Origin of the sequence: Xenophilus sp., from assembly GCF_044462705.1 — a bacterium.
GTDB lineage: Bacteria > Pseudomonadota > Gammaproteobacteria > Burkholderiales > Burkholderiaceae_C > Xenophilus > Xenophilus azovorans.
In genome coordinates this window covers 57,836-75,115 of the sequence record NZ_JBIQNC010000002.1, presented here as the reverse complement: position 1 = coordinate 75,115, position 17,280 = coordinate 57,836, and the positions used below count along the sequence as shown (strand labels likewise).

At 72.0% G+C, this 17,280-nt stretch carries 19 protein-coding genes; 8 read left to right on the top strand and 11 right to left on the bottom strand.

Going from position 1 to position 17,280, the window contains the following annotated elements; translation table 11 throughout:
* Positions 1-99 precede the first annotated feature (99 nt).
* Positions 100-582: a hemerythrin domain-containing protein gene (locus tag ACIY1X_RS01025; RefSeq protein ID WP_399677345.1), complete on the top strand. Its 483-nt coding sequence runs from the start codon at positions 100-102 to the stop codon at positions 580-582.
* A gap of 27 nt (positions 583-609) precedes the next feature.
* Here the strand turns inward: ACIY1X_RS01025 and ACIY1X_RS01020 are convergent, their stop codons facing one another.
* Complete coding sequence (locus ACIY1X_RS01020) at positions 610-2,385, bottom strand: thiamine pyrophosphate-requiring protein (RefSeq protein WP_399677343.1); 1,776 nt, start codon at positions 2,383-2,385, stop codon at positions 610-612.
* Between the two features lie 233 nt (positions 2,386-2,618).
* Between ACIY1X_RS01020 and ACIY1X_RS01015 the strand changes: the two genes are divergently transcribed.
* The 4 genes from ACIY1X_RS01015 (at position 2,619) to ACIY1X_RS01000 (ending at position 4,506) form a co-directional block, all read left to right on the top strand.
* Positions 2,619-3,152, top strand: a complete 534-nt coding sequence (locus tag ACIY1X_RS01015; protein ID WP_399677341.1) for a hypothetical protein — start codon at positions 2,619-2,621, stop codon at positions 3,150-3,152.
* A complete protein-coding gene (locus tag ACIY1X_RS01010) occupies positions 3,152-3,622 on the top strand; it encodes a DUF421 domain-containing protein (protein ID WP_399677339.1) in 471 nt (156 codons plus the stop codon). Before ACIY1X_RS01015 ends, ACIY1X_RS01010 begins: the two co-directional genes overlap by 1 nt.
* Positions 3,623-3,752: 130 nt before the next feature.
* Positions 3,753-3,956 (top strand): hypothetical protein, encoded by a 204-nt coding sequence (locus tag ACIY1X_RS01005; RefSeq protein ID WP_399677337.1) that lies wholly within the window; start codon positions 3,753-3,755, stop codon positions 3,954-3,956.
* A gap of 19 nt (positions 3,957-3,975) precedes the next feature.
* Positions 3,976-4,506, top strand: coding sequence for a diguanylate cyclase (locus tag ACIY1X_RS01000; protein WP_399677335.1), 531 nt, complete (start codon positions 3,976-3,978; stop codon positions 4,504-4,506).
* Here ACIY1X_RS01000 and ACIY1X_RS00995 read toward each other — a convergent pair.
* The 6 genes from ACIY1X_RS00995 to ACIY1X_RS00970 all read right to left on the bottom strand — a co-directional run bounded on the left by ACIY1X_RS00995 (position 4,503) and on the right by ACIY1X_RS00970 (position 10,329).
* Complete coding sequence (locus ACIY1X_RS00995; RefSeq protein ID WP_399677333.1) at positions 4,503-4,835, bottom strand: hypothetical protein; 333 nt, start codon at positions 4,833-4,835, stop codon at positions 4,503-4,505. The genes ACIY1X_RS01000 and ACIY1X_RS00995 overlap by 4 nt on opposite strands.
* 35 nt (positions 4,836-4,870) lie before the next feature.
* Complete coding sequence (locus tag ACIY1X_RS00990) at positions 4,871-5,296, bottom strand: CBS domain-containing protein (RefSeq protein ID WP_399677331.1); 426 nt, start codon at positions 5,294-5,296, stop codon at positions 4,871-4,873.
* Positions 5,297-5,450: 154 nt separating this feature from the next.
* Entirely contained in the window at positions 5,451-6,227 is a 777-nt protein-coding gene (locus ACIY1X_RS00985) for an alpha/beta hydrolase family protein (RefSeq protein ID WP_399677329.1), read from the bottom strand.
* Positions 6,202-7,302 (bottom strand): DUF3182 family protein, encoded by a 1,101-nt coding sequence (locus tag ACIY1X_RS00980; RefSeq protein ID WP_399677328.1) that lies wholly within the window; start codon positions 7,300-7,302, stop codon positions 6,202-6,204. Before ACIY1X_RS00980 ends, ACIY1X_RS00985 begins: the two co-directional genes overlap by 26 nt.
* A 54-nt stretch (positions 7,303-7,356) precedes the next feature.
* Complete coding sequence (locus tag ACIY1X_RS00975) at positions 7,357-7,734, bottom strand: hypothetical protein (protein ID WP_399677326.1); 378 nt, start codon at positions 7,732-7,734, stop codon at positions 7,357-7,359.
* A gap of 129 nt (positions 7,735-7,863) precedes the next feature.
* The gene (locus ACIY1X_RS00970) at positions 7,864-10,329 is read right to left on the bottom strand and encodes a membrane-bound PQQ-dependent dehydrogenase, glucose/quinate/shikimate family (protein ID WP_399677324.1); all 2,466 of its coding nucleotides are present in this window, start codon (positions 10,327-10,329) and stop codon (positions 7,864-7,866) included.
* Positions 10,330-10,638: 309 nt separating this feature from the next.
* Here ACIY1X_RS00970 and ACIY1X_RS00965 point away from each other — a divergent pair, with 309 nt between their 5' ends.
* Together ACIY1X_RS00965 and ACIY1X_RS00960 are read left to right on the top strand one after the other, a co-directional pair.
* A complete protein-coding gene (locus ACIY1X_RS00965; RefSeq protein WP_281173476.1) occupies positions 10,639-10,764 on the top strand; it encodes a hypothetical protein in 126 nt (41 codons plus the stop codon).
* Between the two features lie 30 nt (positions 10,765-10,794).
* Positions 10,795-10,974 carry a hypothetical protein gene (locus ACIY1X_RS00960; RefSeq protein ID WP_038216751.1) on the top strand — a complete coding sequence of 60 codons (180 nt, stop codon included), beginning with the start codon at positions 10,795-10,797 and terminating at the stop codon, positions 10,972-10,974.
* Positions 10,975-10,979: 5 nt separating this feature from the next.
* Here ACIY1X_RS00960 and ACIY1X_RS00955 read toward each other — a convergent pair whose 3' ends face one another.
* The 4 genes from ACIY1X_RS00955 to ACIY1X_RS00940 are packed head-to-tail and all read right to left on the bottom strand — an operon-like array spanning position 10,980 to position 15,797.
* A complete protein-coding gene (locus tag ACIY1X_RS00955) occupies positions 10,980-12,155 on the bottom strand; it encodes a CaiB/BaiF CoA transferase family protein (RefSeq protein ID WP_399677321.1) in 1,176 nt (391 codons plus the stop codon).
* Positions 12,139-13,314: a mandelate racemase/muconate lactonizing enzyme family protein gene (locus tag ACIY1X_RS00950; protein WP_399677319.1), complete on the bottom strand. Its 1,176-nt coding sequence runs from the start codon at positions 13,312-13,314 to the stop codon at positions 12,139-12,141. Before ACIY1X_RS00950 ends, ACIY1X_RS00955 begins: the two co-directional genes overlap by 17 nt.
* A 5-nt stretch (positions 13,315-13,319) precedes the next feature.
* Entirely contained in the window at positions 13,320-14,303 is a 984-nt protein-coding gene (locus tag ACIY1X_RS00945) for a tripartite tricarboxylate transporter substrate-binding protein (RefSeq protein WP_399677317.1), read from the bottom strand.
* A gap of 30 nt (positions 14,304-14,333) precedes the next feature.
* Complete coding sequence (locus ACIY1X_RS00940) at positions 14,334-15,797, bottom strand: benzaldehyde dehydrogenase (RefSeq protein ID WP_399677315.1); 1,464 nt, start codon at positions 15,795-15,797, stop codon at positions 14,334-14,336.
* 143 nt (positions 15,798-15,940) lie between these two features.
* Here ACIY1X_RS00940 and ACIY1X_RS00935 point away from each other — a divergent pair, with 143 nt between their 5' ends.
* Complete coding sequence (locus ACIY1X_RS00935; RefSeq protein WP_399677313.1) at positions 15,941-17,098, top strand: acyl-CoA dehydrogenase family protein; 1,158 nt, start codon at positions 15,941-15,943, stop codon at positions 17,096-17,098.
* The last annotated feature ends 182 nt before the right edge of the window (positions 17,099-17,280 follow it).

Here is a 17,280-nt window from a genome sequence, read left to right as displayed (position 1 = left end):
TGAACGGGACCGACAGCCGCCGATGGCCGGACGACGGATCGTGTCTCCTGCGGCGCGCGATCGCGCCGCCATCGCCCGAAACCCCACGAAGGAGTCCCCATGAGCAAAGCACCCCCCAAGAAGAACGACGCCGTCGATCTGCTGGACGCGGATCACATCGCCGTCAAGAAGCTCTTCCAGCAGTACAACAAGCTGGCCGAGGAGAAGGCGCCTGCCGGCGAGCGCCAGGCGCTGGCCGTCAGGATCTGCACCGAGCTGACGGTGCACGCGCAGCTCGAGGAGGAGATCTTCTATCCGGCCGCGCGCGCCGCCATCGACGACGAGGAACTGATGGACGAGGCGACGGTGGAGCACGCCTCCGCGAAGGACCTGATCGCCCAGATCGAGTCGATGGGCGCCGACGAGCCCATGTACGACGCCAAGGTCATCGTGCTGGGCGAGTACATCGACCACCACGTGACGGAAGAGCGCGAGGAGATGTTCCAGAAGGCGCGCCGCTCCGGCATGGACCTGGTGGCGCTCAAGGAGCAGCTCGCCGCGCGCAAGGCGGAACTGATGGCCGAGATGGAGGCCACCGCCTGAGGCCCGCTGCGGCGGGGCGCGGGCGGCTCAGCGCCGCCCGAGCAGCCGCGCCATGAGCTGGCGGAAGGTGTTGCGCAGCACCGGGCCGCGCTGCGGGTCGCGCACCGCGGCCACCGCGAAGTGGCGCACTTGTTCCTGCGTGAAATGCGGCGGCAGCGGTGCGACGTCCGGGTCGGTGCGGCATTCCAGGATCACCGGCATGGGCGCGGCGAGCGCGGCGTCCCACCAGGCGGCGCCGACCCGGTCGGGGTCGTCGACGTACAGGCCCTGGAGGCCCAGCAGCTCGGCATAGCGGTGGTAGGGCATGTCCGGCACGTGCTGCGTCGAGGGCGTCCTCGCCTCGCCCATGCGGATGCGCTCCTCCCACGTCACCTGCGCCAGGTCGCCGTTGTTGAGCACCATCACCACCAGCCGCGGGTCGGCCCACTGCCGCCAGTACCGGGCGATGGTGATCATCTCGTTCAGGCCGTTCATCTGCATGGCCCCGTCGCCGATCAGCGCGATCACCGGCCGGTGCGGGTAGGCCATCTTGGCCGCGATGGCGTAGGGTGTGGCCGAGCCCATCGAGGCCAGGGTGCCCGACAGCGAGCCCATCATGCCGCGCCGCATGCGCACCTGCTGCGCATACCAGTTCGCGACGGTGCCGGCGTCGGCGGTCAGGATGGCGTCGCCGGGCACGCGCACGGAGAGTTCGTGGAACACCCGCTGTGGGTTCAGCGGCCGGGCCGGCTGCATCGCCGCCCGCCCGGCCTGGGCCCACCAGTCGACCACGCGCTGCTCCATCCGCGCGCGCCACGCGTCCGGCGGCCGCGGGCGCAGCAGCGGGCGCAGCGCACGCAGCGTGCGCGCGGCATCGCCGCGCAGGCCGACCTCCATGGGATAGCGCAGGCTCAGCGCGCCGCCGTCGCGGTCGATCTGCACGCCCCGCGCACGGCCCGGCGGCGGCAGGAACTCGGTGTACGGGAAGGAGCTGCCCACCATCAGCAGCGTGTCGCACTCCTGCATCAGGTCCCAGCTCGGACGCGTGCCCAGCAGCCCGATGGTGCCCGTCACCCAGGGCAGGTCGTCGGGCAGTACGGCCTTGCCGAGCAGCGCCTTGGCGCAGCAGGCCTGCAGAGTGTCGGCGACGTCGATCAGCTCGTCGGCCGCGCCGAGCGCGCCGGCGCCCGCCAGGATGGCGACGCGCCGGCCCTCGTTGAGCACCTCCGCGGCGTGCTGCAGTTCCTCGGCCGGCGGCACGGCGGCGTCGAGCGGCAGGCCCACGCCGGTGTGGGTGCTGCCGTGCGCCATCGGCGGCTCCTCGCAGGGCATCCGCTGCAGGTCGTTGGGCAGCACGACGCAGGTGACGGTGCGGCGGTCGTGCGCGATGCGCACCGCGCGGTCGATCAGGTGGCGCACCTGCGAGGGCACGGTGGCCTGCGCGACGAAGTCGCTCGCCACGTCCCTGAACAGCGCCACCAGGTCCACCTCCTGCTGGAAGGCCGAGCCGAGCGCGCCGCGCATCGTCTGCCCGACGATGGCGACCACCGGCACGTGGTCCATGCGCGCGTCGTACAGGCCGTTGAGCAGGTGCACGGCGCCGGGCCCCGAGGTGGCGTAGCACAGGCCGATGCGGCCGGTGAACTTGGCATGCGCGCAGGCCATGAAGGCGGCCATCTCCTCGTGGCGGACCTGGATCATCTCCATGCCGGGGTCGTGCTCCAGCGCCACGTCCAGGCCACCGGCGCCGTCCCCGGGGTAGCCGTAGACCCGGTGCAGGCCCCAGGCCTGCAGGCGCTTCCAGACGTATTCGCTGACGTTCATGGCGTGACGGGATGGGGTGGGGCAGGGGACTTCACAGGGTCGTCTTCGCGGCGGCCGGGCGGTGCCGTCTCAGGGGGCATGCGGGCGTAGGTCCGGGACTACTGTGGGCCTGTGCCTTGCCCGGCCGTGGCCTTCGGCTGACTGCACTGCGCGGGGAACGACGACAGGCAGCGAAGGGCTTCCGCGACATGCTCGGCGCAGGCGGCATGCCGCGCCGCCGAAGGAAGCGCGTCTTGGAAGAAATCCGATCGCCTGCGCCGGAAGGCATCCGCCCCGTGCACCTGCACCCGCGCAGGGGCCCGTCGCGCCATGCCAGCCCGCTGGCGCTGCTGGTGCTCGGTGCTCTGCTCGCGGCCGGCGTGTCGGGCCTGCTCGGCCATCCGCAGCCGCACCGCAGCGTGCATCGCGGCGCGGCCGCCGAGCTGGAGGTGGAGATGCCCGCGGTGATCCGCACGGGCGACTTCTACGAGACGCTGCTGCGCGTGCATGCGACGCGCGAGGTCCGGCAGCTGCAGATCGAGGTGCCGGCCTCGCTGTGGCGCGAGATCACCGTCAACTCGATGGTCCCGGCGCCCGAGTCGGAGCACTCGGACGGCGAGCGCTTCCGCTTCGACTTCGGCGCGCTCGGCGCCGGCGACTCCATGCTGTTCAAGATCGCGGCCCAGGTGAACCCGCGGCTGAACGGCCGCGTGGCGGGCCGCATCCGCGTGCTGGACGACGGCCGGCCGCTCGTCGAGGCCGACCGCGCCATGAAGGTGCTGCCCTGATGGAAGTCGTCCTGCGCGCCACCGCGATGTTCGCGATCGTGTACCTGCTGGTGCGCATGCTCGGCAAGCGCGAGCTCGGGCAGATGACGCCCTTCGAGTTCATCGTGATGGTGGTCATCGGCGACCTCATCCAGCAGGGCGTGACGCAGAACGACTTCAGCCTGACCGGCGCGGCGCTGGCCATCGGCACCTTCGCCTTCTGGGGCCTGGTGCTGAGCTGGATGTCCTACCTGTCGCCGCGCGCCGCCCGCCTGCTGGAAGGCGAGCCGCGCGTGATCGTCCATCACGGCCGGGTGCTGGCGGACAGCCTGCGGCGCGACCGGCTGACGCGCGCGGAGATCGAATCCGAGATGCGGCTGGCCGGCATCGCCTCGCTCGGCGAGGTGGCGTGGGCCGTGCTCGAGCCCAACGGCAAGATCAGCTTCATCCGGCGCTCGGATCTGCCCGAGGAGGCGCCGGGCGAGGATTGAGCCGGCCCGGCTGTCGGACATGCACTGCACCCGGCGATGACGCAGGCCGACGGCCGCACCCGCTGCGCGCCGGTGGGCGCGGCCCGTCCGCAGGTCCATGCTGGATGCAACTTCATCCGGGGAGTCCGCCATGGTCCTGCACAGCGCATCGCCGCAGCGTTACCGGCTTCGCTTCCGTTCGCTCTTCGATCCCGGGCGCGGCTACTGCTTTCCGTGCGACGCGGCGGGGCGGGTGGACCTCGACGCACTGAGCGAGCGCGCGCGTGCCAACTACCTGTTCGCGCGCGGCATGATGGGGCGCGAGCTGCACACGCCGGTGGTCGAGCCGGCCTGAGACAGCAAGCCGCGGCCCGATGATCGAGCGCTGGCTGCTCATGTACGGCGTGCTCCCGGCCTGGCTGGCCGCGGGCGTGCTGGACTGGGCGCTGCATCGGCGCACCCGCATCGAGGCCAATGCCGGCCTGCGCGAGTCGCTGCTGCACATGCTCATGCTGGCGGAGATGGGCGCGGCCGTGCTCGCGGTGCTGTGGCTGCAGGTGGATGCGCTGGTGTTCGGCTTCTGCGTGGCCGTGTTCGTGCTGCACGAGGCCACGGTGTACGCCGACCTGCGCTGGGCGGTGCCGCGGCGCCCCATCGGGCCGGTCGAGCAGATGGTGCACAGCTTCCAGGAACTGCTGCCGCTGGCCGGCCTGGCGCTGCTGCTGTCGGCGTCGTGGGAGCCGCTGCGCAGCGCGCTGGACGTGCGCGGCGCCGCATGGCCGCCGCGGCTGAAGGCCGAGCCCTTGCCGCCTGCCTACCTGGTGGCCGCCCATGCGGCCGGCATGCTGGTGTTCGCCTGCTATGCCGAGGAGCTCTGGCGCTGCCAGCGTGCGCGCCGGCGCTAGCGCGGGTCGGGCCGGGCGGCGGGCTGCGGCGGCTCGTGGGGTTCGGGTTCGGGTGGCTTCCGCATCGAGCGCATCCGGGCCAGGGCCGTGCGCCCGGCCGGGGTGATGCCCAGCACCACGGCGCGCGGGATGAAGCGTTCGCCGGTGCGCAGCAGCACCGGCGGGTCGGTCGCTGCTTCCACCAGCGCGGCGCTGCGCAGGGCCAGGATGCGGTCGATGTCTTCCGGCGCCGTGCACACCACCGGCAGCGGCTGGCGCGAGAGCGCCAGCAGCAGGTCCAGGTATTGCGCCTCGCGGCGTTCGCGCTGCGTCGATGCCCGCCTTCTCATGGATGCAGTTCCGGCCCGCCGGCGTCGCGCGCCGCTCAGGCCGCGACGGGTTCCGACACGCCGCACAGCGCCTCGGCGGCCGGCTCCCTGTCGCTTTCCTTCACCGCGACGTCGCCCAGCGCGAGGATGCCGACCAGCCGCTTGTCGCGGTTCACCACGGGCAGGCGCCGCACCTGGTACTGCGCCATCACCAGCACCGCGCGCTCGACCGATTCATCGTCGTAGACCCAGCACACGCCGTCGGACATGACCTCGCGCACCGTCGCGCTGCCGTCCAGGCCCTGCGCGACGCCGCGCACGGCGATGTCGCGGTCGGAGATGGCGCCGATCATCCGGTCGTTCTCGCCGACCGGCATCATGCCGAAGTTGCCGTCGCACATGCGGCGCGCGGCCTCGGCGATGGTGTCGTCGGGGCCGATCACCTGCACGTCGCGGCTCATGAGGTTCCGGATGCTGTGCATTTCAAACTCCTTCGTGTGCGATGTGGATGAACGCAGGGCGGCCGATGTACGCCGCACTGCCTGTCCATTCCACTGTACGGGCGGGGTCCGCGCGCTGTGTAGGACGTCGCGAGGAAGACGATGGGAATGCTGCTGTCGATGCCGCCGCGGCGCTTCACGCGGGCGCCCGCGGCACCGGCCGCACGGTGGCGGACGCCGCCTTGGCGCCGAGCAGCATCTCGGTCATCCAGTTCACGAGCTGCAGCCCATAGGCCTGCCGCATCTCGTCGGCGGACAGGGCATGGTCGGCCCCCGACAGCACCCGGTAGGTGAGCGAATGCGCCCGCTTGAAGGCGTTCACGTAGCTGCGGATCACCTCGTGCGGCACCATGTTGTCGGTCTCCGATTCCACCACCAGCACGTCGCCGCGGAACTCGCCGCAGGCGCGCAGCGCGCGGTTGCTCTCGGCCGGGATCAGGCCGCGCCGGTAGGTGTTGAGCTTCTCGCGGTCGAGCAGGCCCTTGGGGCGCTGCCAGTCCGGGTCCTCGTAGATGGCCGGCGCCCGCAGCGCCAGCCAGCGCACGGGGCGCAGCGCGGTCGCCAGCGCCGCCAGGTAGCCGCCGTAGCTGCTGCCGACGATGGCGATGGCGCGCTCGTCGACGCCCGGGTGGCTGCGCAGCGTGTCCAGCCCCGCCAGCACGTCCTGGAGGTTGTCCTCCGGCGTCACTTCCATGCGCTGGGCGCGGTGGCGGGCGTGGCCGCGCAGGTCGATCGTCAGGCAGATGCAGCCCAGCGCGGCAAGTTCGTGGGCGCGCGCGATGTACTGCGCCTGGCTGCCGTCCCAGCCGTGCACGAGCAGCACGCCGGGAAGCAGCGCGGAGGTGGTCACGAAGCTGCCTTCGATGCGCTGGTCGGCAACGGGAATTTCAACGGCGGATAGCTGGGTCGTCACCGGTCTGGATGAATGCGTACTTGAGGAGGGGGCCGAGTTCGGCGTCGGTGCCGTGGAAGTAGACGCAGGCCTGCGGCGGCGGCTGGGCCTGGCCGTGCACCTCCATGCAGGAGGCGGCGACGCAGCGGCGCCCGGGCTGCGCCCGGAAGGCCTCCAGCGCCGTGATCTCGGCGCTGGTCGCGCCGCCGATCCGCCAGGACTGCTCGAGCACGCCGCTGCACGCGCTGCCGTCCGCCGCCTCGCCCTGCACCACGTCGTAGTTGATGCGCGAGGCGAACATGCCGGGGTAGCAGTCGAGCACGGCGCGGTGGTAGACCAATACCTGATCGACCGCACGCCGGATGTGCGACGGCGGGTGCAGCCGCGCGAGCTGCTCGAAGCCGCCGCGCACGACCACCAGGTCCGAGCCGCCGTAGGTGACCGCGCCCTTGCGGTCGCGCGTCTCGCGCTGCGTGCCGTGGTAGCTGGCCAGCGCATCGCCGACGCGGATCTGGCCGACGCACAGCACCAGCGGGCGCTCGATGTTCTCCTCGATGCACACGCCGTGCGCCTCCACGTCCCGCGGCGCGAGGCCGGCCAGGCCGTGGATGAACTGCGCCTCGGTGCGCGCCACGAACTGGCCCGCGCCGCCGGCGCCCTGGGCCGCCTTCACGCGCACCGGGCCGCGCGGCAGCAGGCGGCGCGCCGCCTGCATGGCGTCTTCGTGGCAGAAGGCGGTGAAGCCGCGCAGCGTCGCGTCCTGCACGGCCTCGCCGAAGCGGACGGACCACCCCGGCGGCTGGCGGGCCTGCGGTGCCACCACCGGGTGGGTGATCGCCTTGGTCGCCACGAAGCCGTGCGGCACGACGCCGCCGAGCAGGTCTTCCGGCCCCCGCACGCCGGCCGCGCGGGCGGCACCGGGGTCCAGCGTGTCGCTGGGCACCAGGTAGGCGTGCGCGGCGCCGGCGGGTTTCGCGGGATCGAACTCCCCCGCGAAGGGCACGCCCAGCAGCCGCGCCACGCGGCGCGCGATGGCGCTGCGGGTCTCCCGCTCGTGCGGTGCATTGAACGACTGCGGATCGACCGTCCACGTCATGACGGCGTGCGGCCTGCCTGTCGGGCGGTCGGTGGGGCGGGGGCACATCGGCGCTCAGCCTTCGTCCTCGTCCTCGTCGTCGTCTTCTTCCTTCGCGATCGCCTCGACGTCCGCCGCCGCGGGGTCGGCCGCATCGCGACGCCGCCCCCCGGGGGGCAGGGTGCCGGTGCGGTCCGGCAGCAGGTCGGCATCGACGACGGGCGCGGCGGGGTCCGCCGCAGCGCGCTCGCCGGTGCCGGCGGCGTCGCTGGTGCTGCCGTGGGCGATGGGGAAGGCGCCTTCCGACGCCTCGTCGGGCATGGCCGACCGGTTCAGGTCGGTCTGCACGTCGCTGCCGCTGTCGCTGCTGTCGCTCGGGCCGAGCGCGTCCACGTCCTTGCCCGTGGGTTCGGCCGGCGCCGGTGCGCCGCCCAGGATGCTGCTGTTCGCCATGAGGCCACCTCCGGATGAATGCGTGTTCACGTCCACTGTGGAACGGCATCGGCGCCGGGTCTGTGAGACTGCGCCGATGCGGCGCGTCGGCCGGGGCGGCAGAGGAGGCGCGTGGGGGGCGGGCAGGCCTCAGCGCCGCGCGGGCAGGGCGTAGGCGCGGATGGCGTCGCCGGGCTTCGTGCCGGTGGAGCCGTGCCCGCCGGCGACCACCAGCACGTACTGCCGGCCGTCCTCGCCGCTGTAGGTCATCGGCGTGGCCTGGCCGCCGGCGGGCAGGCGGTCGCGCCACAGCACGCGGCCGCTGGCCATGTCGTAGGCGCGCACGTAGTTGTCGAGCGCGCCGGAGTAGAAGGCCACGCCGCCCGCGGTCACCATCGGGCCGCCGATGCCGGGCACGCCCATACGGAAGGGCAGCGGCAGCGGCGAGAGGTCGCGCACGGTGCCGTTGCGGTGCTTCCAGGCCACCTGGCCGGTGCGCAGGTCCACGCCGGCCACGTAGCCCCAGGGCGGCGCCTGGCAGGGCAGGCCGATGGGCGACATGAAGGGCTTCATCGATGCGGCGTAGGGCGCGCCGAAGTTCTCGTTGAGCGCAGGCAGGCTGCCCTTGGGCGGGCCGCCCTCCTGCACCAGCAGGCTGATGTCGTCGCGGCGCGCCACGAGCCGCGAGACGAAGGCGAGATACGTCGGCGTGGTGAAGGCCCAGCCGCGCGCCGGGTCGACCGCGATGCCGCCCCAGTTGAAGACGCCGAAGTTGCCGGGGTAGACGATCGAGCCGCGCTCCGAGGGCGGGGTGAAGCGCCCCTCGTAGCGCAACTGCCGGAAGGCGATGCGGCAGGCGAGCTGGTCCAGCAGCGTGGCGCCCCACATGTCCCGCTCGCGCAGCGGCGGCGGCGCGAAGGACAGCGCCGAGGCGGGCTGGGTCGGCGCCGTGTGGTCGCCGGCGGCGGCGCCCTGCGGCGCCGGCTGCTCGCTCACCGGCAGGAGCGGCGTACCGTCGCGGCGGTCCAGCACGAAGAGCTCGCCCTGCTTGGTCGGCTGCACCAGCGCGGGCACGCGCCGGCCGCCCACCTCCATGTCCAGCAGCGTGGGCTGGGCCGGCACGTCGTAGTCCCACAGGTCGTGGTGCACCGTCTGGAAGTGCCAGCGCACGCGGCCGCTGGCCAGGTCGAGCGCCACCACCGACGAGGCATAGCGCTCCACCGCCGGGCTGCGGTGGCCGCCCCACTGGTCGGGCGGCTGGTTGCCCATCGGTACGTAGACCATGCCCAGCGCCTCGTCCACGCTGGAGACCGACCAGCTGTTGGGCGAGTTGGCGGTGTAGGTGCGGCCGGGCGGCAGCGGCGCCGTGTCGTCGGGGTTGCCCGAGTCCCAGTTCCACACCAGCGCGCCGCTGTCGATGTCGAAGGCGCGGATCACACCCGACTGTTCCTTGACCGATGCGTTGTCCAGCACCGTGCCGCCCACGATGAGCAGCCGCTCGGTGACGACCGGCGGCGAGGTCGAGTAGTAGGCGCCGGGGCGCACGTTGGGCATGTGCTGCCACAGGTCGATCTGGCCGGTGCCGTTGCCGAAATCGGTGCACACCGCGCCCGAGTCGGGGTTCAGCGCGATCAGGCGGCCGTCCGCGGTGGGCATGAAGAGCCGGCTGCGGCAGGCCGGGTCGGTCGCGCCCTGGCTCGCCGCGACCGGCAGCGGCGGGCGCTCGGTTGCGGGCTCCGCCCGGCCTTCGCCGGCCGTGGGCGCGGGGGAGGGCGCAGGCACCGCGCGCGGCGGCTGGTAGGACAGGCCACGGCAGGTCAGGTGCTGGAGCGCCAGATCGCCGGCGATCTGCGGATCGAAGCGCCAGAGCTGGCGGCCGGTGGTGGCGTCCAGCGCGATCACGGACTGGTGGGGCGTGCACAGGAACAGGCGGTTGCCGATCTTCAGCGGCGTGACTTCGTAGGTCGTCTCCTCCGGGTCGCCGGGCCGGCCGCGCCGGTCGCCAGTGCGGAACTCCCACGCCAGCCGCAACTGGTTGGCGTTGGCCGGCGTGATCTGCGCCAGCGGCGAGTGGCGCTGGCCCTCGCCGGTGCGGCCGTAGGCATGCCATTCCCCTGGCGGCACGGGCGCGGCCGTCTCCGGCACCGCATCCGCGGCGGGCCGGCTTTCGAGGCGTCCGGCGAGTTCGTGCGGCGCGCGGAACCAGGACAGCACCGCCAGCGCCGCCGACACCGCGAGCGCCAGGCTCAGCACCGCGCGCGCCGGCGCCAGGCCGGCGCCCCAGGTGCGCGCGCCGCCGTCGGCCTGCTGCAGCGAACGGCGCACCCAGGGCGTGATCAGCCACAGCCCGAGCAGGAACAGCAGGTCCAGGCGCGCGGCCAGCGGCCACCAGTCGACGCCGACTTCCCACACGGCCCACCACAGCGAGGCGACCAGCAGCACCGCATGCAGCCACAGGGCCGCGGGCGAGCCGCGTAGCAGCAGGCCGCCCACGGCCAGCAGCGCGAGGCCCGCGGCCACGTAGTAGAGGCTGCCGCCGAGCGCGGCGAGCCAGCCGCCCGCCGCGGCCAGGATCAGGCCCAACAGGACGAGGATGCCGCCGGTGATGCGTGCCATGGAATGCTGCTCCGGTGAACTGCGCGCCCGCCCTCCGGCATGTGCGGCAGGGCGGAGGGATCGCAGCGGATGGCGAATGGCCACAGGCTGCGACCGGATCGGCCGCGCGAGCGTCAGCCGGCATCCTCCGGCGCTGTCAGCCGGCCGGGACCATCGCAGGGGCCATGCCCGGCGCGGGGGCTTCCTGCGCGCGGGGTGCAGCCGGTCCTACATCGCTGCGGCGCAGGAGGCGCAGCATGGATGAACGCCGTGCGGCCTTCGCTGAACGTGGGCCGTGCGGCCCGTCGAACCCCACAGGAGCAACCATCCATGAAGGCAATGAAGAAGGGCCCGGACGACAAGGAAGACCACCGCGTGATGCTGTGGGCCGCGCTGATCGCGGTCGTGGTCGCGCTCGGCGCCCTGGCGCTCAACGCCTATTTCCGTATCGGCTGACGCCGCCGGACCGACGAAGGAGTCCAAGCCATGTCCAATTCGCAGAACGGCCGTCCCGGCCACACCGAACACAACGCTGCGGGCCGCCAGCCGCCCACGCAGCGCAACGAGGCCCGGCGCACGCCGCGCAGCCGCAGCGACCGCGAGGACCATCGCGGCGGGTACAACCAGGGTCTGGCGCGCCGCGGTCCGCCGCCGCGCCAGCCCTGAGGGGATCAGGGAGAAGTTCGCCCGGAAGCCGAAGCGCCGGCTGCCAGATCGGCCAGCACGGCCGCCACGTCGCCGGTGCGCGGACGCACCGGGTGGCACGGCGCAGGAGGAAAGGCACTGAAGCGCGGCGCGGGCGCCGGCTGCACGATGCCGTCCACCTCGGCGAAGGCGCCGCGTGCGCGGTGGTGCGGATGCGTGGGTGCCTCGTCCAGGTCCAGCACCGGCGCGAAGCACACGTCCGTACCTTCCAGCAGCTCGCACCACGCCTCCCGGGTGCGCGTGCGGAAGACCTGCGCCACCTTCTCCTTGAGCGCCGGCCAGCGGGCCGCGTCCCACTGCGCGTTGAAGTCCGGGTCGTCCAGGCCGCACCTGGCGCGCAGCAGCGCGTAGAACTGGGGCTCCATCGAGCCGATGCTGATGTACCTGCCGTCCGCGCAGGCGTAGACGTCGTAGAAGTGCGCCCCGCCGTCGCCGTTGTTGGTGCCGGCCTCGGCCCGCCACAGGCCCGCCGAGCGCCAGCCGTAGATCAGGGAAGACAGCAGCGCCGCGCCTTCGCAGATGGACGCGTCGACGACCTGGCCCTGGCCCGTCCGCTGCGCGTGGGCCTGCGCCGCGAGCACGCCGAAGGCCAGCAGCATGCCGCCGCCGCCGAAGTCGCCGATCAGGCCCGGCGTCGGTGTCGGCGGCTGGCCGCGGCGGGCGCTGGAGTGCAGGGCGCCCGACAGCGCCACGTAGTTGATGTCGTGGCCCGCAGCGCGGGCCAGCGGTCCATCCTGCCCCCAGCCTGTGACCCGGCCGTAGACCAGGGCAGGGCGGCGCGCCAGGCAGACGTCGGGCCCGAGGCCGAGCGACTCCATCACGCCGGGCCGGAAGCCTTCGATGAGCACGTCGGCATGGTCGATCAGCGCCAGCGCCGCCTGCCGGCCGGCGTCGGACTTCAGGTCCAGCGCCACCGACTCGCGCCCGCGCGCCAGCACGTCGCTGCGCCGGGCCGTCAGCGCGGCCATGCCGCCCTGCGCCCGGCCCGCCGCGAAGCGCTCGATGCGGATGACGCGGGCGCCGTGGTCGGCCAGCATCATCCCGGCGAAGGGCGCCGGACCCAGCCCGGCGAACTCCACCACGGTCAGGTGGGCGAGCGGGCCCCGGCGGCCTTCGGCTACCGGGTCAGAGCCCGACGACACGCGACAGCCTTTCCGGCGTGGCATGGCCGGCGATGAAGGCCTCGTTCAGCTCCACGCCGAAGCCCGGCCCCTCGTTGGGGTAGCACAGCCCGCCCTCGAAGCGGGGGATGTTCAGGGCGATGTCGGTGCCGGGCGCGATGTTCCTGCTCTCCATCGTGCCGTGGATCATCAGCGGGCCGATCGACTCGTTGAGCCCCTGGGTCGCCCACTCGTTGCTGGTCCACAGGTGGGCCGAGGGGCTGTGCTCCAGGCCGGAGCCGATCATGCAGCCGCAGTGCACCGGCAGGCCGGCCAGGCGCGCCAGCGTCAGCCAGCGCTGCGACTTGACGATGCCGCCGGCCTTCTGCAGCTTGAGGAACAGGCCATCGGCCGCGCGGCGGTCGATGATCTCCTTCAGGTTGTGCAGCTCCTGCGCCGACTCGTCGGCGTAGATGGGCGTCTTCACGGCCGCGCGCAGGCGCGCCATGCCCTCGATGTCCCAGTGCGCCAGCGGCTGCTCGATCAGGTCCAGCCCGGCGGAGTCGATCCTGCGGATGATGTGCAGCGCCTTCTCGTAGCTCCAGAAGCCGTTGGCGTCGATGGTCAGGTAGGCGTCGGGGCCGACGGTCTCGCGCACGGCATGCACCATGTCGATGTCGTCCTGCAGGCTGCCGTAGCCGATCTTCATCTTGAACAGGTGGAAGCCGACGTCCTTGGCCTTCTTCGCTTCCGCCGCCACGTCGTCGGGCCTGCCGGCCGACAGCACCCAGCCCTGGCGCGCGGCCTCCAGCGTGCGTCCGCCCAGCAGCTCGTACACCGGCACGCCCAGCAGCTTGCCCTTGAGGTCGTGCAGCGCGAAGTCGACCGTGGCCTTGGCCTGGTTGTTGTCGCGCACCAGCAGGTCCATCTTCGCCACGATCTTCTCGATGTGGCGCGGGTCCTCGCCCAGCAGGATGCGCGGCGCGATCACGTTGGCGATCATGGCGATGATCGATTCCTGCAGCTCGCCGCGGTACCACGAGGAGGTGTCGCCGGAGTCGGAGAAGCCCACCGTGCCGTCGTCCGCGGTGATCTTCAGGACCACGCTGTCGATCGAGGTGATCCGCGTGTTGGGCATGATCACCGGCTTCTTCAGCGGCGTGGAGACAGGCAGGCATTCCACCTGGATGATCTTGGTCATGATGACTACTGGGCCTGGAAGTTGGATTTGCGGACCTGCTCCGCCCAGAAGGCGGTGGCGGTGTCGACGAAGCGGGCCAGCTCCTCGGGGCCGGCGTAGGCCGGCTCCATGTTGGTCGAGGCGAAGCGGGCGACCAGCTTCGGGTCGTCGAACATGCCGCGCGTCGCGTCGGTGATGCGCTGGCGCAGCTCGGGCCGGAGGGTGGTGGAGGCGTAGACGCCGAGGAAGGCGTCGGCGGGCATCTGCAGCCCCATCTCGGCGAAGGTGGGCACGTCGGGCATGGCGCCGTAGCGCTTGGCGGCGGCCATCGCCAGCACCCGGACCTTGCCCGCCTTGCGGTACTCGATGAGGCCGTCGCACGGCACGATGGCGGCCGGCACCTGGCCGCCGACCAGGTCGGTGATGGCGGGGGCCGCCCCGCGGTAGGCCACCGGCGTCATCGTGACCTTGTAGTGCTGGCCCATCACGTAGCCGACGAACTGCGCCTGCGAACCCGGCGCGGGGATGCCGAAGCCGCCCTGGTCGGGGCTCCTGCGCACCAGATCCAGGTACTCCTGGAAGCTCTTCGCCGGGGAGCCCGAAGGCACGGCCAGGCAGGTGTAGAAGTTGACGATGCGCGCCACCGGCAGCATGTCCTTCTTCACGTCGAAGCCGGGTGTCTTGTTGATCAGCGGCACCATGACCACCTGGTGGTCCACCACGAACATGATGGAGTTGCTCTCCGGCGTGGCCTGCTTGAGCGCCTGCGCGGCGATCTGGCCGCCGGCGCCGGGCTTGTTGTCGACCACCACGGTGGCGTTCAGCCGCTCGCCCAGCGCCTCGGCGTAGATGCGCGCCAGCGTGTCGGTGCCGGCACCGGGCGGGAAGCCCACCAGCACGCGGATGACGGGCTTGTCCTGCGCGGCCAGGGGGAGGGCGGTGCCGGCCAGCGCGGCCGCCGCCAGCCCCAGCCCGCAGGCGCGGGACAGCAGTTTGCGGATCGATGTCATGTCGTGTCTCCTGTCGGAAGGTGCTGAAGATCAGAGCGGATAGGACGGCGGCGTGGCGCGCACCGTCATCCACTGCCATTGCGTGAATTCGTCCCAGTTGGCGGGGCCGCCGTGGCGCGAGCCGTTGCCCGAGGCGCCGCGGCCGCCCATGGGCATGGTCCCGTCGTCGTTGACGGTCTGGTCGTTGACGTGCACCAGGCCCACGTGCAGTTGCTGCGCGAGTTCCATGGCGCGGCCGACGTCGCGGGCGTAGATGCCGGCGGACAGGCCGTATTCGGTGTCGTTGGCCAGGGCGACGGCCTCGGCATCGCTGCCGAAGCGCGTGATCGAGACCACCGGGCCGAAGATCTCCTCGCGGAAGGCGGGCATCTGCGGCGTGACGTCGGCCAGCACGGTGGCGGCGTAGAAGGGGCCCTCGTGCGTGCCGCCGGCCAGCAGCCGGGCGCCCATGGCCACCGATTCGTCGACGATGCGCTTGACCCGCTGCAGTTGCGCCTCGGTGATGACGGGCCCCAGCGCCACCTGCTGGCGGTGCGGGTCGCCCGTGGGCAAGGCGCGGGCCTTGGCGGCCATGCGCTGCGCGTAGTCCTCGGCGATGGATTCGTGCACCAGGTGCCGCCCGGCGCTCATGCAGATCTGCCCCTGGTGCAGCCATGAGGCCCAGGCGCCGCCCATGACGGCCGCGTCCAGGTCGGCGTCGGCCAGCAGGATCAAGGCGTTCTTGCCGCCCAGTTCCAGCGCCACCTTCTTGAGGTGCCTGCCGGCGAGCTCGCCCACGCGGCGGCCGACGGCGGTGGAGCCGGTGAACGAGACCATCGCGACGTCGGGACCGGTCGCCAGCGCCTCGCCGGCCTCGGCATCGCCCGGCAGCATGTGCAGCACCGAGCGGGGCAGGCCGGCTGCCTGCAGCAGCACCGCCAGCAGCACGCCGCCGCTGACGGGCGTGCGCGGGTCGGGCTTGAGCACCACGGCGTTGCCCGCCGCCAGCGCCGGCAGCACGGCCCGGCTCGACAGCAGGAAGGGGAAGTTGAACGGAGAGATCACGCCGACCACGCCATGCGGCACCCGGCGCGCGATGCTGGACACGCCCGGCTGGCTGGGCAGTACCAGGCCGGAAGGCTGGGTCAGCATGGCGGCCGCCTCGTGGCACAGGTGCAGCACGGAGTCGATCTCGAACATCGCCTTGGGGGGAATGCCGCCGGTCTCGCGCACGATCCATTCGGCGTATTCGGCGCGGTGTGCGTCGAGCAGCGCCGCCGCCTTGCGAAAGACCTGGGCCCGCTCGCCGTAGGGCCGCTGCGCCCAGGGGCCCTGCGCCTGGCGCGCAGCGGCGGCGCTCGCCCGCACGTCCGCCGCCGAGGCGCGAGAAACTCGACCCATCGGTTGGCCGGTGGCGGGTTCGGTCACCTCGATCGTCCCGCCGGCCATCGGCTTCCATTCCTCGGCCAGTGCACGGCCGATCCATTCGTACTCTGCCAGCAAGCTTGCGCTCATGTCGTCTCCATTGAGGGGGTTGGGGGGGCGTGGAGCGGACTTTATTTGGCAGCCCGAAAAAAGTCAACCAAACGGTGGGTTGATTTTTTGGATGGTCGTCGCCACAATCGCCGCATTCCCCCTCAGACCTTGGAGATGACCCCGTGACCGTGCCTTACCGATCCCCCTGGATGACCGACGAACTGGACATGCTCCGGTCCACGGCCAGACGCTTCTTCGAAGAAGAGGTGGCACCCAAGGCCGACAAGTTCCGCAGCCAGCACTGCATCGACCGCGAGGTGTGGGAGCGCGCCGGCGAACTCGGCCTGCTGTGCATGAGCATCCCCGAGGAGTTCGGCGGGCAGGGGGCCAGCTTCGCGCACGAAGTGGTCATGATCGAAGAGCAGGCGCGGATCTGCGACACGACCTTCCCGTTCATCCCCGGTGCGCTCAACAGCCCCGGCTTCTTCCACGGCACGGCCTCGCCCGGGCAACTGCGCAAGTGGATGCCCGACATCGCCGCCGGCAGGAAGATGATCGCCGTGGCCATCACCGAGCCGGACGCCGGCACCGACGTGAAGGCACTGCGCACCACGGCCCGCCGCGAGGGCGACGAGTACGTGCTCAACGGCAACAAGATCTTCTGCACCCTGGGCCAGCAGGCCGACCTGGTGCTGGTGGCGGCGCGCACCGGCGGCGCCGGTTCGGGCGCGCGCGGCATTTCGCTGTTCCTGGTCGAGAAGGCCGCCTGCCCGGGCTTCAAGGTCAACAAGATCATCGACAAGATCGGGCAGAACGCGCTGAACACTGCGGAGATCTTCCTGGAGGACGCTCGGGTGCCGGCCGAGAACCTGGTCGGCGGCGAGGAGGGCAGGGGTTTCTTCCAGCTGATGGACGTGTTCACGCGCGAGCGGCTGTCCATCGGGCTGGTCGGCATCAGCTGCGCCGAGCGCGCCATCGAGCTGACGCTGGCGCACGCCAAGGACCGCAGGATGCTGGGCCAGACGCTGTGGGACTTCCAGAACACCAGGTTCACCCTGGCCGAATGCCTGACCGAAGCGCGCATCGGCCGTGTCTTCCTGGACCAGATCGTCAAGGACATCGTCGACGGCAAACCCCTGCAGCCGAACGACGCACTGATGGCCAAGTGGTGGGGCAGCGAGAAGCAGTGCCAGATCGTCGACCGCTGCCTGCAACTGTTCGGGGGCTACGGCTACTGCACCGAGTACCCGATCGCCCAGCTCTACATGGACGCCCGCGTGGCGAAGATCTACGGCGGGTCGAACGAGACGCTCAAGGACGTGATCGCGCGGGGCATGTGAGCTGGCGATCCGTCGGCCGGAGAATCGAGAAGAGCCGTTCGGGCTGAGCCTGTCGAAGCCTCGCGCGGCGTTTCGACAGGCTCGGCGTGAACGGGTTGATGGGTGCTGGTGGCGTTCAGCGCCGCGCGGCCGCGATGCCGTCGATCAGCGTGTCCATGAAGTTGTCGGCCACCTGCGGGATC

Bases quoted from the DNA above. Each gene is read 5' to 3' on its own strand.
- ACIY1X_RS01025 (WP_399677345.1), top strand. From the start codon at position 100: ATGAGCAAAGCACCCCCCAAGAAGAACGACGCCGTCGATCTGCTGGAC.
- ACIY1X_RS01020 (WP_399677343.1), bottom strand. From the start codon at position 2,385: ATGAACGTCAGCGAATACGTCTGGAAGCGCCTGCAGGCCTGGGGCCTG.
- ACIY1X_RS01010 (WP_399677339.1), top strand. From the start codon at position 3,152: ATGGAAGTCGTCCTGCGCGCCACCGCGATGTTCGCGATCGTGTACCTG.
- ACIY1X_RS01005 (WP_399677337.1), top strand. From the start codon at position 3,753: ATGGTCCTGCACAGCGCATCGCCGCAGCGTTACCGGCTTCGCTTCCGT.
- ACIY1X_RS01000 (WP_399677335.1), top strand. From the start codon at position 3,976: ATGATCGAGCGCTGGCTGCTCATGTACGGCGTGCTCCCGGCCTGGCTG.
- ACIY1X_RS00995 (WP_399677333.1), bottom strand. From the start codon at position 4,835: ATGAGAAGGCGGGCATCGACGCAGCGCGAACGCCGCGAGGCGCAATAC.
- ACIY1X_RS00990 (WP_399677331.1), bottom strand. From the start codon at position 5,296: ATGCACAGCATCCGGAACCTCATGAGCCGCGACGTGCAGGTGATCGGC.
- ACIY1X_RS00980 (WP_399677328.1), bottom strand. From the start codon at position 7,302: ATGACGTGGACGGTCGATCCGCAGTCGTTCAATGCACCGCACGAGCGG.
- ACIY1X_RS00975 (WP_399677326.1), bottom strand. From the start codon at position 7,734: ATGGCGAACAGCAGCATCCTGGGCGGCGCACCGGCGCCGGCCGAACCC.
- ACIY1X_RS00970 (WP_399677324.1), bottom strand. From the start codon at position 10,329: ATGGCACGCATCACCGGCGGCATCCTCGTCCTGTTGGGCCTGATCCTG.
- ACIY1X_RS00965 (WP_281173476.1), top strand. From the start codon at position 10,639: ATGAAGGCAATGAAGAAGGGCCCGGACGACAAGGAAGACCACCGCGTG.
- ACIY1X_RS00960 (WP_038216751.1), top strand. From the start codon at position 10,795: ATGTCCAATTCGCAGAACGGCCGTCCCGGCCACACCGAACACAACGCT.
- ACIY1X_RS00950 (WP_399677319.1), bottom strand. From the start codon at position 13,314: ATGACCAAGATCATCCAGGTGGAATGCCTGCCTGTCTCCACGCCGCTG.
- ACIY1X_RS00945 (WP_399677317.1), bottom strand. From the start codon at position 14,303: ATGACATCGATCCGCAAACTGCTGTCCCGCGCCTGCGGGCTGGGGCTG.
- ACIY1X_RS00940 (WP_399677315.1), bottom strand. From the start codon at position 15,797: ATGAGCGCAAGCTTGCTGGCAGAGTACGAATGGATCGGCCGTGCACTG.